Annotated in this window: 15 protein-coding genes and 1 pseudogene; 6 read left to right on the forward strand and 10 right to left on the reverse strand. The window is 65.4% G+C overall.

Going from position 1 to position 14,033, the window contains the following annotated elements; all coding sequences use genetic code 11:
* The first annotated feature begins 96 nt into the window (after positions 1-96).
* Together RDV64_RS05570 and RDV64_RS05575 are read left to right on the forward strand one after the other, a co-directional pair.
* Entirely contained in the window at positions 97-948 is an 852-nt protein-coding gene (locus RDV64_RS05570) for a TIGR01459 family HAD-type hydrolase (RefSeq protein WP_309198284.1), read from the forward strand.
* Positions 949-955: 7 nt separating this feature from the next.
* Positions 956-1,900 (forward strand): bifunctional riboflavin kinase/FAD synthetase, encoded by a 945-nt coding sequence (locus RDV64_RS05575; protein ID WP_309198285.1) that lies wholly within the window; start codon positions 956-958, stop codon positions 1,898-1,900.
* On the opposite strand, the gene RDV64_RS05580 is transcribed toward RDV64_RS05575, so the two are convergent.
* The 7 genes from RDV64_RS05580 to coxB form a co-directional block, all read right to left on the reverse strand.
* Positions 1,897-2,655, reverse strand: a complete 759-nt coding sequence (locus RDV64_RS05580; RefSeq protein WP_309198286.1) for an SURF1 family protein — start codon at positions 2,653-2,655, stop codon at positions 1,897-1,899. The genes RDV64_RS05575 and RDV64_RS05580 overlap by 4 nt on opposite strands.
* Positions 2,656-2,718: 63 nt before the next feature.
* A complete protein-coding gene (locus RDV64_RS05585; protein WP_309198287.1) occupies positions 2,719-3,588 on the reverse strand; it encodes a cytochrome c oxidase subunit 3 in 870 nt (289 codons plus the stop codon).
* A 262-nt stretch (positions 3,589-3,850) separates the two neighbouring features.
* Positions 3,851-4,429: a cytochrome c oxidase assembly protein gene (locus RDV64_RS05590; protein ID WP_375143791.1), complete on the reverse strand. Its 579-nt coding sequence runs from the start codon at positions 4,427-4,429 to the stop codon at positions 3,851-3,853.
* Positions 4,426-4,614, reverse strand: a complete 189-nt coding sequence (locus tag RDV64_RS05595) for a hypothetical protein (RefSeq protein WP_309198288.1) — start codon at positions 4,612-4,614, stop codon at positions 4,426-4,428. Before RDV64_RS05595 ends, RDV64_RS05590 begins: the two co-directional genes overlap by 4 nt.
* Positions 4,611-5,522 carry a heme o synthase gene (locus RDV64_RS05600; RefSeq protein WP_309198289.1) on the reverse strand — a complete coding sequence of 304 codons (912 nt, stop codon included), beginning with the start codon at positions 5,520-5,522 and terminating at the stop codon, positions 4,611-4,613. The genes RDV64_RS05595 and RDV64_RS05600 overlap by 4 nt, the downstream gene beginning before the upstream one ends.
* A gap of 298 nt (positions 5,523-5,820) precedes the next feature.
* Positions 5,821-7,416, reverse strand: coding sequence for a cytochrome c oxidase subunit I (gene ctaD, locus RDV64_RS05605; RefSeq protein WP_309198290.1), 1,596 nt, complete (start codon positions 7,414-7,416; stop codon positions 5,821-5,823).
* 86 nt (positions 7,417-7,502) lie between these two features.
* Positions 7,503-8,426, reverse strand: a complete 924-nt coding sequence (gene coxB / locus RDV64_RS05610) for a cytochrome c oxidase subunit II (protein WP_309198291.1) — start codon at positions 8,424-8,426, stop codon at positions 7,503-7,505.
* 257 nt (positions 8,427-8,683) lie between these two features.
* On the opposite strand from coxB, the pseudogene RDV64_RS05615 reads away from it, so the two are divergent.
* Both RDV64_RS05615 and RDV64_RS05620 read left to right on the forward strand, forming a co-directional pair.
* Positions 8,684-9,220, forward strand: a pseudogene (locus RDV64_RS05615) (invasion associated locus B family protein); the annotation flags it as partial.
* Positions 9,221-9,796: 576 nt separating this feature from the next.
* Positions 9,797-11,212: a metallopeptidase TldD-related protein gene (locus tag RDV64_RS05620; protein WP_309198292.1), complete on the forward strand. Its 1,416-nt coding sequence runs from the start codon at positions 9,797-9,799 to the stop codon at positions 11,210-11,212.
* 52 nt (positions 11,213-11,264) lie between these two features.
* On the opposite strand, the gene RDV64_RS05625 is transcribed toward RDV64_RS05620, so the two are convergent.
* On the reverse strand, positions 11,265-11,705 hold the full coding sequence (locus RDV64_RS05625; protein ID WP_309198293.1) for a PEGA domain-containing protein: 441 nt from the start codon (positions 11,703-11,705) through the stop codon (positions 11,265-11,267).
* A gap of 16 nt (positions 11,706-11,721) precedes the next feature.
* On the reverse strand, positions 11,722-11,892 hold the full coding sequence (locus tag RDV64_RS05630) for a hypothetical protein (protein ID WP_309198294.1): 171 nt from the start codon (positions 11,890-11,892) through the stop codon (positions 11,722-11,724).
* 102 nt (positions 11,893-11,994) lie between these two features.
* Here RDV64_RS05630 and RDV64_RS05635 point away from each other — a divergent pair, with 102 nt between their 5' ends.
* Positions 11,995-12,720, forward strand: a complete 726-nt coding sequence (locus RDV64_RS05635) for an aldolase (RefSeq protein WP_309198295.1) — start codon at positions 11,995-11,997, stop codon at positions 12,718-12,720.
* The gene (locus RDV64_RS05640; RefSeq protein ID WP_309198296.1) at positions 12,717-12,938 is read left to right on the forward strand and encodes a DUF2093 domain-containing protein; all 222 of its coding nucleotides are present in this window, start codon (positions 12,717-12,719) and stop codon (positions 12,936-12,938) included. Before RDV64_RS05635 ends, RDV64_RS05640 begins: the two co-directional genes overlap by 4 nt.
* Positions 12,939-12,990: 52 nt before the next feature.
* Here RDV64_RS05640 and RDV64_RS05645 read toward each other — a convergent pair whose 3' ends face one another.
* Entirely contained in the window at positions 12,991-13,923 is a 933-nt protein-coding gene (locus RDV64_RS05645) for a ribose-phosphate pyrophosphokinase (protein WP_309199440.1), read from the reverse strand.
* Positions 13,924-14,033: the final 110 nt, after the last annotated feature.

Raw genomic sequence — 14,033 nt, forward strand, 5'->3', positions numbered from 1 at the left:
CCCTTGACCGCCCTATCGTCTAGGCGTGGGGCGGCAGGCGCAAGGCTTGCCGTCCGCGTCCGCCCTCCGTCCACAGCGTACCACCCGAAAGCCAGCATGACCGACGCTCCGATCTCCGGCCTCAGCGCCATCGCCGATGACTACGACGCCATCCTCTGCGACGTGTGGGGCGTTCTTCACAACGGCGTGGCCGCCCATGATGCGGCTTCCGACGCGCTGGCCCGCTTCCGCCAGACCGGCAAGCCGGTGGTGCTGCTCACCAATGCGCCGCGCCCTTCCGGCCCGGTCATCGACCAGCTGATGCGCCTCGGCGCCTTGCGCGATGCGTTCGACACCGTGGTGTCCTCCGGTGACGTGGTTCGCCAGCATTTGATCGACGAAGGCTTCCGCCGCGTCTACCACCTCGGCCCGTCACGCGACCTGACGCTCTATGACGGCACCGCCATCGAGCTGGTCAACTCCGCCGACGAGGCCGACGCCATCGTAGGCACCGACATGCGCTCCGACGATGAAGTCCCCGCGGACTATTCGGACGAGATTGCGGCGCTGTCGGCTCTCTCCGTCCCCTTCATCTGCGCCAATCCGGACATTGTGGTCGAGCGTGGCGGCGACATCGTCTATTGCGGCGGCGCCCTTGCGAAGATCTACGAGGACATGGGCGGCATGGCCCGCCAGTTCGGCAAGCCCCATGCGCCCATCTACAAAATGGCCCTTGGCCGCATTGCCGAGATTGCGCCGGATGCCAAGCGCGTGCTCGCCATCGGCGACGGCCTGCCGACCGACATCACCGGCGCCAACCGGCAGGGGCTCGACGTTCTGTTCATCACCAACGGCATCCACGTTCACGAACTGGGCGAAAACGGCGTGCCGGACCCCGCCAAGGTGCGCGAGCGGCTGGGCAAGGAGGGGCTGTCCGCCAGCCACTTCATCGCCAAGCTTGGCTGGTAGCGGCACGATGGACGGCTTTGCCGTGGATCTCGGTGCTGTTCCGGCAGCGCTGGCCGGGGGCACCGTCGCCATCGGCAACTTCGACGGGGTGCACCGCGGCCATCAGGCCGTGCTGGCGGCTGCGCTGGATGGCCCCGGCCCCGTCACCGCGTTGACATTCGAGCCCCACCCGCGCGCCTATTTCTCCGGCGCGCCCGTGTTCCGCCTGACCCCACCGGCCGAAAAGGCACGCCTCGTCAAGGCCGTTGGCTTGAGCGCTCTGGTGGTTGCACGGTTCGATGCCCCCCTTGCAGCCCTCACCGCCGACGCCTTCATCGACGACGTGCTGGTAGGCCAGCTGGGCGCCCGGCACGTGACCGTGGGGCACGATTTCAAGTTCGGCGCAAAACGGAGCGGCGACGCGGCGCGGCTGGCCGCCGACCCCCGCTTCGGCGTGACGGTGGTGGATGCCTACGGCGACGCCGGTGGCGAGGTGGTCTCGTCCTCGCGCATCCGGACCCTCCTCAGCGAGGGCGAGCCGGGTCTCGCGGCCACCCTCCTCGGCTACCGCTACACGGTGACAAGCCCGATCATCCACGGCCAGAAGCGCGGCCGCGAGATGGGCTACCCCACCGCCAACCAGTGCCTCCCGCCGGAAACCGCGCTCCGCCACGGCATCTATGCCGTGCGCATCCGGATTGACGGCCTCTGGCGCAATGGGGTGGCGAGCTTCGGCCGCCGGCCGACCTTCGACAACGGCGCACCGCTCCTCGAAACCCACGTGTTCGATTATGCCGGCGACCTTTACGGAGAAGAGCTGCCCGTGACGCTCGTATCGTTCCTGCGGCCGGAATTGACGTTCGACGGGATGGCGCCACTGATTGCGCAGATGAACGAGGACAGCCGCAACGCCAGAGCGGCCCTTGCAGGCCTCACGCCGCTTTCTCCGCTGGACGCCGCAATCAACTTTTAAGCCTCGGGCGACTTGCGGCGGCGGCGCCAGAGCGCGGCGATCACGACGCCAACCAGCGCTGCGGCCAGGCCGAACCAGGTCAACGCATATTGCAGGTGGCTGTTGGCAAAGCTGATGTGGCTCTCGCCCGCCTGGGGGAGGCCGCCGGCTGGCGTTTCCGCTGCCACCAGATCCACCGAATAGGGCGCTGTGCGGGCCGGATCGCGGTCGAAGGCCGCCATCATGCCGGGAATGTCGCGCGAGAACCAGACCATGGTTTCAAGGTCTGGCGCCGGCGTCACGAAGTTGGGCGGGTCGTTCCGGCGGATCAGCCCCTCCACTGTCACCACGCCCGCGACGGGGCCGGACCCCGGCCGCGTGCCAGGCGCCTGCTGCCCGTCAGGTACGAAGCCGCGGTTGACGAGCACGGACCAGCCATCCGTGGTGGTGAACGGCGCCACCACAAAATAGCCGGCGCCCGCATAGTCGCCGCCACGCGGTTCGGACAAATTGGTCCACGCATAGGCTTCGCCTGGGCCGAACGTGCCCGTCAGCCGGATGCGGCGATAATTCCAGTCGTCGAGGGAGAAGTCCGACCAAATGTCCGGGCCGGGAGCGGCTATCGCCGGAAGGGTCGGGCGCTCGGTGGCCGCTGCAATCAGCGCCTCTTTCCAGGCAAGGCGCTGGAGTTGCCACACGCCGAGGCTGATGAGCACCGCAAAGGCGGCCGCTGTCAGCAACGCGAGGACGACGCGTGCGCCGGTCGTTCTGGTCACGTTGCTCAAACCATCCGATCCGATGGCGAGCGGCCACTCACGCGAGTGGCCACCCGCGCTTCGTTAATGGGCGATGGTGCCTGCGCCCCACACATAGATAGCCAGGAAGAGGAAGAGCCACACCACGTCCACAAAGTGCCAATACCAGGCCGCCGCTTCGAAGCCGAAATGACGCTGCGGCGTGAAATGATTCTTCGACGCCCGCCAGAGGCAGATGGCGAGGAAGATGGTTCCGACGAACACGTGGAAGCCGTGGAAGCCCGTCGCCATGAAGAAGGTCGCGCCATAGATGTTGCCATCGAATGCGAACGCGGCGTGCGTGTACTCGAAGATCTGCACGAGCGAGAACAGCGCACCAAGCGCAACCGTGCACAGAAGGCCGAGACGCAGCCCCTCTTTGTCGTTCTCCAGCAGCGCATGGTGCGCCCACGTGACCGTGGTGCCGGACAGGAGCAGGATCATGGTGTTGAACAGCGGCAGGTGCCAGGGATCGAAGGTCTCGATGGAGACCGGCGGCCACATGCCGCCGGTTTCCTCGACACGGAGCGGGAAACGCAGCTCGTCGGGGAAGAGGGCGACGTCGAAATAGGCCCAGAACCACGCAACGAAGAACATCACCTCGGAGGCGATGAACAGGATCATGCCGTAGCGCAGGTGCAGCTTGACGATGGGGGTGTGGTCGCCGTGGAGCGATTCCTTCACCGTGTCGGCCCACCAGCCTGCCATTGTGCCCAGCACGATGGCGAGGCCAACGGCAAAGATGCCCCAGCCGCCAATGTCCGTGCCGGCGACCATCAACACATCGCCCTTGTTCCAGCGCATCAGCGCGACGGCGCCAACGGCCATCACGAGCGCGCCGACAGAACCCACCAGGGGCCACGGGCTCGGTTCCAGGATGTGGTAGTCGTGATTCGGCTTAGAACCGCTTGCCATTGTCGTTCCCCTCAACCAGCCGCGGACGGCCTGATCCTTTATACCGCGGTGACGCGGCCGTTACCCTCATCGCGCAGCTTGCGGCGCCACTGTCACACCGCGCCGGGTGACAACTTACCGCACAGCAGCAAGGCGGCGAAAGAGCCGCCCTTGCGCAAGCCTTGACCGGTGCGGGAAAAACACCCGCTCCGCCGAATTCAATGCGCTTTTGCCACGCAAACTCATCAGCGTCGACAGCCCTTTACGGTGCCGCGCCGTAAAATCACCCCGCCGGCGGCTCCCCGTCCACCGGCGTTTGCGAGAAGAAGGTGTAGGACAAGGTCAGTGTGTTGACCCCGTCCGCATCCGGGTCTTCCGCGTAGGCCGGGTCCACGTAGAACACCACCGGCACTTCCAGCTTTTCATGCGCCTTGAGCGGCTGCAGATCGAAGCAAAAGCACTGCACTTTCGTGAAATAGCCGCCGCCCTGATAGGGCGTGATGTTGTAGACCGCCCGACCGACGGTGTCCTTGCCGGAGATATTCTCGATTTCGTACATGGCTTGCGCCACTTCGCCGACGCGCACCTTCATGGTGCGCTGCACCGGCTTGAATTTCCACGGCAGGCTGGGATCGACATTGGCATCGAAACGGATTGTCAGCTCACGATTACCGGGTTTCAGGCCCGGCAGCGCCTCCACCGTACCGACGGAAGGTGTGCCGCCGAAGCCGGTCACCTGGCAGAAGATCGCATATAGCGGCACGGCGGCGTAGGCCGCGCCAACCATCAGACTGACAAAAAGAACGCACGACAGCGCGACGGCGCCGTGCCGACGGGAGGTTTTCCGGCTTTCGGCCATCATGTCACCAATGGGGTGGCGGCGGACAATTTGAGGATCGTGATCACGTAGAAGAGAATGACGAGGCTGGCGAGAATGACCGCGAGGGCGATGGAGCGGCTCCTGCGGCGGCGCAGGCGCTCCTTTTCGGCCGGGACATCCTCGGCGGACACGGCAACCGGGGGTGCAATATCGGGCTTCGGGTTCATGCCAGCACCATTGCGATGACGTGATCCGCCATCAATGCGCCGAAGAGAGCGAAGAGATAGACGATGGAGACGCCGAAGAGACGACCCGCGTTCCGCCGCTCGGTGTCTTCGGTTGCGTTGAGAAGTGCGACCGCGCGGACCACGAACCACACGCCCAGCGCCGACGCGACCACGGCATAGGCCCAGCTTGCCGCGCCGATCAGCGTGAGGGACGGGCCGGCCACCGCGGTCAACACCGCATAAAGGAGGATCTGCCGGCGGGTGGAGGTGGCGCTGGCGACACAGGGCAGCATGGGAACGCCGGCCAGAGCGTAGTCGTCACGCTTGAGGATCGCGAGCGCCCAGAAGTGCGCCGGCGTCCAGAGGAAGATGATGCCGAACATCACCAGCGGCACCAGCGTCACGTCACCCGTGACGGCCGCCCATCCCACCACCGGCGGCAGCGCACCAGCCGCGCCGCCGATGACGATGTTCTGCGGTGTGCGGCGCTTCAGCACCAGAGTGTAGATGACCACGTAGAAGAAGATGGTGAAGGCAAGGAGCCCGGCGGCCACGTAGTTGGACGCGAACGCCAGCACCATGACCGACCCGGCGGACAGGAGGATGCCGAAGCCCAGTGCCGCATCCCGCGAGACGCGGCCGGATGGCAAGGGGCGCGTCCTGGTGCGGGACATGACGGCGTCGATATCGGCATCGAACACCATGTTGAGCGCGCCGGACGCGCCCGCCCCGACCGCGATGGCCGTGATGGACAGAAGGATGAGCAGAGGGTGAAGCGTGCCCGGCGCCAGCAGCGCGCCCGCCAGCGCCGTGAACACCACGAGCGACATCACCCGCGGTTTCAACAGGTCGTAGAAGTCGCCCGGAATGGGATCAGCGCCTTCGTAGACAGCGGCAATGTCGGTCATGTTTCACTCTTTGTCGTGGGCTGCACCGCACCATGGCGCGCCCCGTTTCAACCGTCTCGCCAACGCGGTTCAACGCCCCGAACGGCCGAGTTTTCTGGCGGGGCCTGGACTGCGCCCTTCGTAATGGCGCTACTTCGGCGAACCGTTCGGCGTCGGTGCGCGGCGATGGCGATATGTGCTGCGAACGCCAGCGCCTTGAAATCAGAACGCACCGCCGGAATGCCCGGGGCAGGAGGCAGTGCGATTACCGGGCGCGCAGACCGTGAAATTACGGTCGGCGCGCCGGCGTCGGCAGATCCTAGCGGACCTGCGGCAGGGTTTCGAACTGGTGGTACGGCGGCGGCGAGGACAGCTGCCACTCCAGCGTGGTTGCACCGGCGCCCCAGGGGTTGTCGGCGGCTTTCCGGTTCTTCACCAGCGCGTCGAGCATCACCCAGATGAAGACCAGCATGCCGACGAACGTCACGTAGGCGCCGATGGACGAGACCATGTTCCAGCCCGCGAACTGGTCCGGATAGTCCGCATAGCGGCGCGGCATGCCCTGAAGACCCAGGAAGTGCTGCGGGAAGAAGATGAGGTTCACACCGATGAACATCACCCAGAAGTGCAGTTTGCCCAGCGCGTCGGAGTACATCATGCCGAACATCTTCGGGAACCAGTAGTACCAGCCCGCGAAGATGGCGAACACGGCACCCATCGACAGCACGTAGTGGAAGTGCGCGACCACATAGTAGGTGTCGTGGAAGGCACGGTCGAGGCCGGCATTGGCGAGCTGGATGCCCGTCACACCACCGAGGGTGAAGAGGGCGATGAACCCGACCGCCCAGACCATCGGCGTCTTGAACTCGATGGAACCGCCCCACATCGTCGCGATCCACGAGAAAATCTTGATCCCCGTTGGCACCGCAATCACCAGCGTGGCGAAGGTGAAGTAGGCCTGCGTGTCCGCCGAAAGGCCGATCGTGTACATGTGGTGCGCCCACACGACGAAGCCGACCACACCGATGCCGACCATGGCGTAGGCCATGCCGAGATAGCCGAAGACGGGCTTCTTCGAGAAGGTGGAGATGATGTGGCTGATGATGCCGAAGCCCGGCAGGATCAGGATGTACACTTCCGGGTGGCCGAAGAACCAGAACAGGTGGGCAAACAGGATCGGGTCGCCGCCACCGTCAGGCGCAAAGAAGGTTGTCCCGAAATTGCGGTCAGTCAGGAGCATGGTGATGGCGCCTGCCAGAACCGGCAGCGACAGCAGGAGAAGGAACGCAGTCACCAGAACCGACCAGGCAAACAGCGGCATCTTGTGGATGGTCATCCCCGGTGCGCGCATGTTGAGAATGGTGGTGATGAAGTTGATCGCACCCAGGATCGACGAGGCACCGGCGATGTGGAGCGAGAGGATCGCGAAGTCCATCGCAGGTCCGGGCGAGCCCTTGGTGGACAGCGGGGGCATGATGTCCCAGCCGCCGCCGAAGCCGTTGGCGCCCGGTGCGCCCGGCACGAACAGCGAGCCGACCAGCAGCAGGAACGACGCGGGCAGGAGCCAGAACGAGATGTTGTTCATCCGCGGGAAGGCCATGTCCGGCGCGCCGATCATCAGCGGCACGAACCAGTTGCCGAACCCGCCGATCATCGCCGGCATCACCATGAAGAAGATCATGATCAGGCCGTGGCTGGTCGTGAACACGTTGTAGACATAGGGGTTGGCGAAGATCTGGAGACCAGGCTCCTGAAGCTCCAACCGCATCGCGAAGGATAGCCCACCCCCGACAAAACCCGCAAAGATCGCGAAGATGAGATACATCGTCCCGATATCTTTGTGGTTCGTCGAGAACAGCCACCGTTTCCACCCCGTGGGGTGGTCGTGGGCATGATCTGCTGCCGCGTAACCCATTCAACCCTCTCCGTTACGTCTGTTGCGGCCAGTCACGGCCGCCGTATTCAGTCTTTCGCCGCGGGTGCGGCTAAATTCGTTGCGACTCAGTTCATCGCCACGGGCGTACCGCCGCGGGCATCCTCGGCCTGCCACGTCAGAAGCTGCTCGTTCGCCGTGTCGAGGCTTTCCTTGGCCAGCGCCTTCCACTCGTCGAAACGGGCCTGCGTCAGCACGTGCACTTCAAGCGGCATGTAGGCGTGGAGACGGCCGCACAGCTGCGAGCACTGGCCGCGGAAGACGCCGGTCGTCAGCGCATTGAACCAGCTCTCGTTGATGCGGCCGACAACCGAGTCGGTCTTCACGCCGAGGACCGGGAAGGCGACGGCGTGGTTCACATCCGTTGCCGTCGTGAGGATCTGGACGTTGACGCCCTCGGGCACCACCAGCGGGTAATCGACGGTCAGAAGGCGGGGCACTTCGGTCTCGGTCATGCCGTACTGCTCCATGCGCTCCGCACGGGCGTCGTCGTCCAGCAGGTAGGAGACGATGGTGCCGATGTCCGCCAGATCCTCGTCCTGGTACTCGTAATTCCAGTACCACTGGGCGCCGATGATCTTCACCGTCATGTCCGGCTCGGGGATTGTCGTCTGATTATAAAGGAGGCGGAAGGACGGGAACGCGATCGCCACCAGGATCAGGACCGGAACGATGGTCCACACCACTTCGATCATGGTGTTGTGGGTGAAGCGGCTGGCCACCGGGTTCTTCTTCGCGCGGTAGCGGAAGATGACGATACCAATCAGCGCCAGCACGAAAAGCGTGATCACCGTGATGATGACCAGCGTGTAGCGTTCGAACCAGACAATCTGGCCCATGATCACGCTCGCGGCGGGTTGCATGCTGACACCCCAGGGCGTCGGCTGTCCAAGCTCCTGCGCGAGGGCAGGCGCCACGGCAAACATCGCCAGCAGCGCGCAAGCCAGCCCCAGGCACGTTACGGTGCGCATCGTCATCGAAATCACAATCATCCCCAAGCTTTGATCGAAGCCGGACCCTTGTACCAACATCGAACTGTTCTGAAGGTAGCCAAAGCGCCACAGAACGTCCACGGGCGAACCCGCACGGTCGCCAAGCAATCTGACGCAGCTCCCGTGTCGCACGGTCGCCGCACCCCGCCAATAGCCCCAATTCGCGCCGCTTCCAACACCCTCATGCACCTTCTTCCAATTCGGTTCTACAGCTTGTGCCAAGCTGTGATAGTGGGACGCGCAGTCCGGTCGGGAGTATGACAATGGTGCCGCACATGGTTGCGAGGACATTTTCCGCGGCGTTCGCCGCACTCACCCTTGCAGGAACGCTGTTCCTGACGTCGCTTGGCGCAGCCTCGCCCGCGTCCGCGCAGGGGCGGATTGTGGACCGCCACGGCGATTGGCAGATTCGCTGCGAGCAGCCCGTGGGCTCGCCCTCGGAGCAATGCGCTCTCGTCCAGAATGTCGAGGCGCAGGACCGCGCCAATGTCGGCCTCACCGTCATTTTCCTGCGCACTGCCGATCGACAGGCCCGGATCCTGCGGGTGCTTGCGCCGCTCGGCGTCCTGTTGCCGTCAGGCCTCGGCCTCTCCATCGACGAGAACGAGGTCGGTCTTGCCGGGTTCGTCCGCTGCCTGCCCGAAGGCTGCATTGCCGAGGTTGAGCTGGACGACGGGCTGCTGGAGCGGTTCGGCGCCGGCAAGACGGCCACCTTCGTGATCTTCCAGACGCCGGAAGAAGGCATCGGAATCCCCATCTCGCTGAACGGCTTCACGGATGGCTTTGCCGCGCTGGACAACCCGCCGCCCGCCGCCCCCGCCTCCGAGGAGCCGCCGGCAGCCCCGCCGCAGCCGGTGGAAACCACGGTGCAGACGACACAGGTGGACACGGCCGACACCACGCGCCAGTTCGTGGACCCCGGCGACGACCGCACCGAACTCGACCGCCTGCTCGAAGACCCGTTGCTGCCCTATGTCGCGGCTGGCGCGGTCCTGCTTCTGGCCATCGTGCTCGTGCTCATTCTCGTCGCAACCCGCGGCAGCCGCCGCCGCCGCAGGATGCGCCACGCACCGGAAGAAACCGTCGCCCACGAAGAGACGTTCGACACGCCCTACGACGAGGACGACGGCATGGCCGCGCTGGAGGGCGGGGCCGCCCCGCCCCCCACCCAATCACGCGACCGCCTTGCAGGTGGCCGCCGTCAGCGCCAATTGCCCTCCAGCGGCGCGCTCGACGAGCCAAGCGGCAATGCGCCCCGCGCGCCCGCCCCTCGCGGCCCCGATTCGCCGCGGGCCCCCAACGTCCCGCGCGGCCCCCGTCAGCGATAACGGGCCGCCCGCCCTTTTGATGTCCACGCGAAGGAGCCACTGATGGCCGATGACCTTCTCGCCCGCTACGGGCTCGACGCCGGTGCCGCCACGCGCCGCGTTGCCGAAGCCCTGCAGGGCTCCGACGATGGCGAACTGTTCGTCGAGCACCGGACCACCGAAAGCCTGGTGTTCGACGACGGGAAGATGAAATCGGCCGCGTTCGATGTCTCCGAAGGCTTTGGCCTGCGCGCCGTCGCCGGCGAGACCGTTGCAGTCGCCCATTCCTCCGATATTTCCGATGGGGCGCTCGCCCGCGCGGCGCAGACGGTGGCCATGGCAGGCCGCGGCCGCGCCGGCGAGGTGGACGTCGCCCCGCCCGGCACCAACCGCGCCCTTTACCGAGACATCGACCCCGTGTCCGAGCCGGGTTTCGGCGACAAGGCCGCGCTGCTGGCCGAAATCGACGCCTATGCCCGCGCCAAAGACCCCCGCGTGGCGCAGGTGTCCGCCAGCCTCGCCGCCGAACGCCAGATCGTGAACATCCTGCGCGCGGACGGGCAGCGGCTGGCCGACGTGCGGCCGCTGGTGCGCTTTTCCGTCACCGTGATGGTCGCCCATGAGGGGCGGCAGGAAACCGGCAACTACGGCATGGGCGGGCGCGAACCCTACGCGCGCTTCATCGCCGAGAACTCGTGGCGCGGCGCCGTCGACGAGGCGCTCCGCCGCGCGCTGGTCAACCTTGAGGCTGTTCCCGCCCCCGCCGGCACGTTCGACGTCGTCCTCGGCCCCGGCTGGCCGGGCATCCTGTTGCACGAGGCCATCGGGCACGGCCTGGAGGGCGATTTCAACCGCCGCAAGACCAGCGCGTTTGCGGGCCTGATGGGCGAGCGCGTTGCCGCGCCCGGCGTGACCGTCGTCGACGACGGCACCATTGCGGATCGCCGCGGCTCCCTCTCCATCGATGACGAAGGCACCCCCAGCAACGAGACGGTGCTGATCGAAGACGGACGGCTGGTCGGCTACATGCAGGACCGGCAGAATGCGCGGCTGATGGGGATGGTGCCCACCGGCAACGGCCGCCGCCAGTCCTACGCCCACACAATCATGCCGCGGATGACCAATACCGTCATGCGCGCCGGCGACACCGACCCCGGCGAGATCCGCGAAGGCGTCAAGGATGGGTTCTACATGGTCTCCTTCGGCGGCGGGCAGGTGGACATCACATCCGGAAAGTTCGTGTTTTCGTGCACCGAGGGCTATCGCCTGCGCGATGGCAAGATTGCCGAACCCGTGAAGGGCGCGATGCTGATCGGCAACGGGCCGGATGCGCTGACCCGCGTCGCTGCCGTCGGCAACGACATGGCGCTGGACGACGGCATCGGCACATGCGGCAAGGCCGGCCAGTGGGTGCCCGTTGGCGTCGGCCAGCCCACCATCCGCATCAACGCGATGACCATCGGCGGCACCGAGACCTGACGGCGCCGCGGGAGGGTGCGCTGCGCGAGCGACAGCGCCCTGTCGTCATTCCTCAGGACGTCGGTGTACCCTTGGCCGCACTGTTTTTACCCCTGGCCCGTTTTGGCGCGGAGCCGAGGGGCTGCAGATCGACGCGGACCGGGTTGGGGCTGTGATCCAGCCCCGCGCCCGTTGCAACGTCCACGCCGGCACCGACGACGCCGCCGAGAAGAACATTCCCCGACATTGCCGCCGCCCCCCCTGCACTCACCACAGTATCGACGTAGACTTCCTCCGTTCGATACCCTGGCTTGGAAACAGTCACCGTGAAGGTTTCCCGCCGGGCGACCTTGAACGTACATGACGTATCGCACTCATGACCGTTATCTGTTTTAATTTTCGCGCCCTCGGGCGTCGAATAGATTGAGACTGCCTCAGTGGTTCCACGAACGATGGAGCCGCACCCCGCCAAGAGCGGGATGACACAGCAAGCAGCAGCCATGATGATACGCATTTTGTTGCCTTATTTTTCAAGGCATCAAACTGCGAGAAAAATCAGGAAATTTGCAATAGTGTAAAATAAGAAGATTATTTTGTGCGCTCTTATTTCTTTTGTTTACGGCAAAATTGCCGTTGCCGCGCCCGCGCCGCACGGTGCGAGGCAGGGCGACAGGCACGGCTTCTAGGCGCGCGATGGTCACTGCGCCCTGCCCCCGCCTTGTGATTGCGCGCCCGAGGCGGCACAAACGGCGCGAACGATAACAGCGTGTGCGCCGGGCCCAGGGCGCCTGCGAGGAGGACCGATGACCGACACCGCCCGCGAAGATCTCGCCACTGCCTTGCGCGTCGCCGCTGCGATGGATCTCAACGAAGGCATCTGCAACCATTTTTCGCTGGCGCTGCCGGGCGACGAGGAGCGCTACCTCATCAACCCCTACGGCATCCACTGGTCCGAGATGCGGGCGGACGATCTCGTCCTGATCGACGGTGACGGGACCGTGCTGGAGGGCGACGGAGAAGTGGAGGCCACCGCGCGCTTCATTCATGTGGCCGCGCACCGGGCCAACCCGCGCCACGCCGCCGTCCTGCACACCCACATGCCCCATGTCACCGCGCTGACCATGGTGGAAGGCGGCAAGCTGGAAATGGCGCATCAGACTGCATGCCGGTTCGCCGGACGCATCAATTATGTGGAGGAGTTCGGCGGGTTGGCGCTGGACGAGGCAGAGGGCGAAGCCATCGCCGCCAGCGCCAAGGCTCATATGCACGCCGATGTGTTCTTTCTGAAGCACCATGGCGTCACGGTGTGCGGCGGGTCTGTGGCAGAAGCGTTCGATGACCTATATTATCTGGAGCGCGCCGCGCGGCAGCAGGTCCTCGCACAATCGACCGGCCTGCCGCTGAAGATCATGACGCGCGACCAGGTGGAACAAACGGCGCGGCAGACGCGCCAGGTGATGAAGGTGCAGGCGGAAGAGCATTTCACCGTGCTCAAGCGGCTTCACCCGGCACCGGCAGGAGCACGATGAACCGACACGAAATGCCAGGACGTCCCGGCGGTGAGGCAAAACTGCGATATCTCGACGGCGACTTTCAGGTCGTGCAGCCGGGGAGCTTCGTGCGCTGCGCCATCACCGGACAGGCAATTCCCCTGACCGAGCTGCGCTACTGGAGCGTCGACCATCAGGAGCCCTATATTGATGCTGTGGCCGCCTCACGCGCCTACAGCAGCCACCACCCCCGCTGAGCGGGGGCAGCAACCGGGGCAGCCGATGCGCCCCGGACGGGGGTTCGCGGCCCTAATCGAACAGCGTGGAGACCGACTGTTCCAGCGCAGTGCGGCTGATGCCTTCGCCAATAAGGTTGGCGATGGAGACCGAGCGGATCCGCTTGGCATTGCGCACCGCTTCGGTCGCCTCGATGGAATCGGAAATCACCAGCTCATCCAGCCGTGAGGCTTCGATCCGCGCCACCGCGCCGCCCGAAAGGACGCCGTGGGTGATGTAGGCCGACACCTTGTTGGCACCGGCGTCCAGCAGCGCGTCGGCCGCGTTGCACAGGGTGCCACCTGAATCGACGATGTCGTCGAACAGCAGGCAGTCCCGCCCTTCCACGTTGCCGATGATGTTCATCACTTCGGATTCGCCCGCCCGCTCGCGCCGCTTGTCGACTATGGCGAGCGGCGCGCCGATGCGCTTGGCAAGGTCGCGCGCACGCACCACACCGCCAACGTCCGGCGAGACGACCATGGTGTTGTCGAGCTGGTAGCGCTCCTTGATGTCGCGCGTCATCACCGGGGCGACGTAGAGGTTGTCGGTCGGGATATCGAAGAAGCCCTGGATCTGGCCGGCGTGAAGGTCCAGCGTCAGGACGCGGTCGGCGCCGGCCCGTGCAATCATGTTGGCGACGAGCTTGGCGGAGATGGGCGTGCGGCCGCCTGTCTTGCGGTCCTGCCGGGCGTAACCGAAATAGGGGATCACGGCGGTGATGCGCCGGGCCGATGCGCGCAGGAGCGCATCGATGATGATGAGCAGCTCCATCAGATTGTCGTTCGCCGGATACGACGTCGACTGGATCACGAACGCGTCCGCGCCGCGGACATTCTCGCGGATCTCGACGAACACCTCCTGGTCGGCGAAGCGGCGCACGACGCACTGGGTCAGCGGCATGTCGAGATAGTTGGCAATCGCATCGGCCAAGGCGCGGTTGGAGTTGCCTGCGACGAGCTTCATTTCCGAGACGGACATCAGTTCAGAGGGCTCCTGGCGCGTTTCATCGTGTTGAGAACGATCCTCGTGTCATGGCGGGCGCTGCCACCACAAGGCGTTTCGTGGCCATGGCT

This window comes from Acuticoccus sp. MNP-M23, assembly GCF_031195445.1.
Classification (GTDB): Bacteria; Pseudomonadota; Alphaproteobacteria; order Rhizobiales; family Amorphaceae; genus Acuticoccus.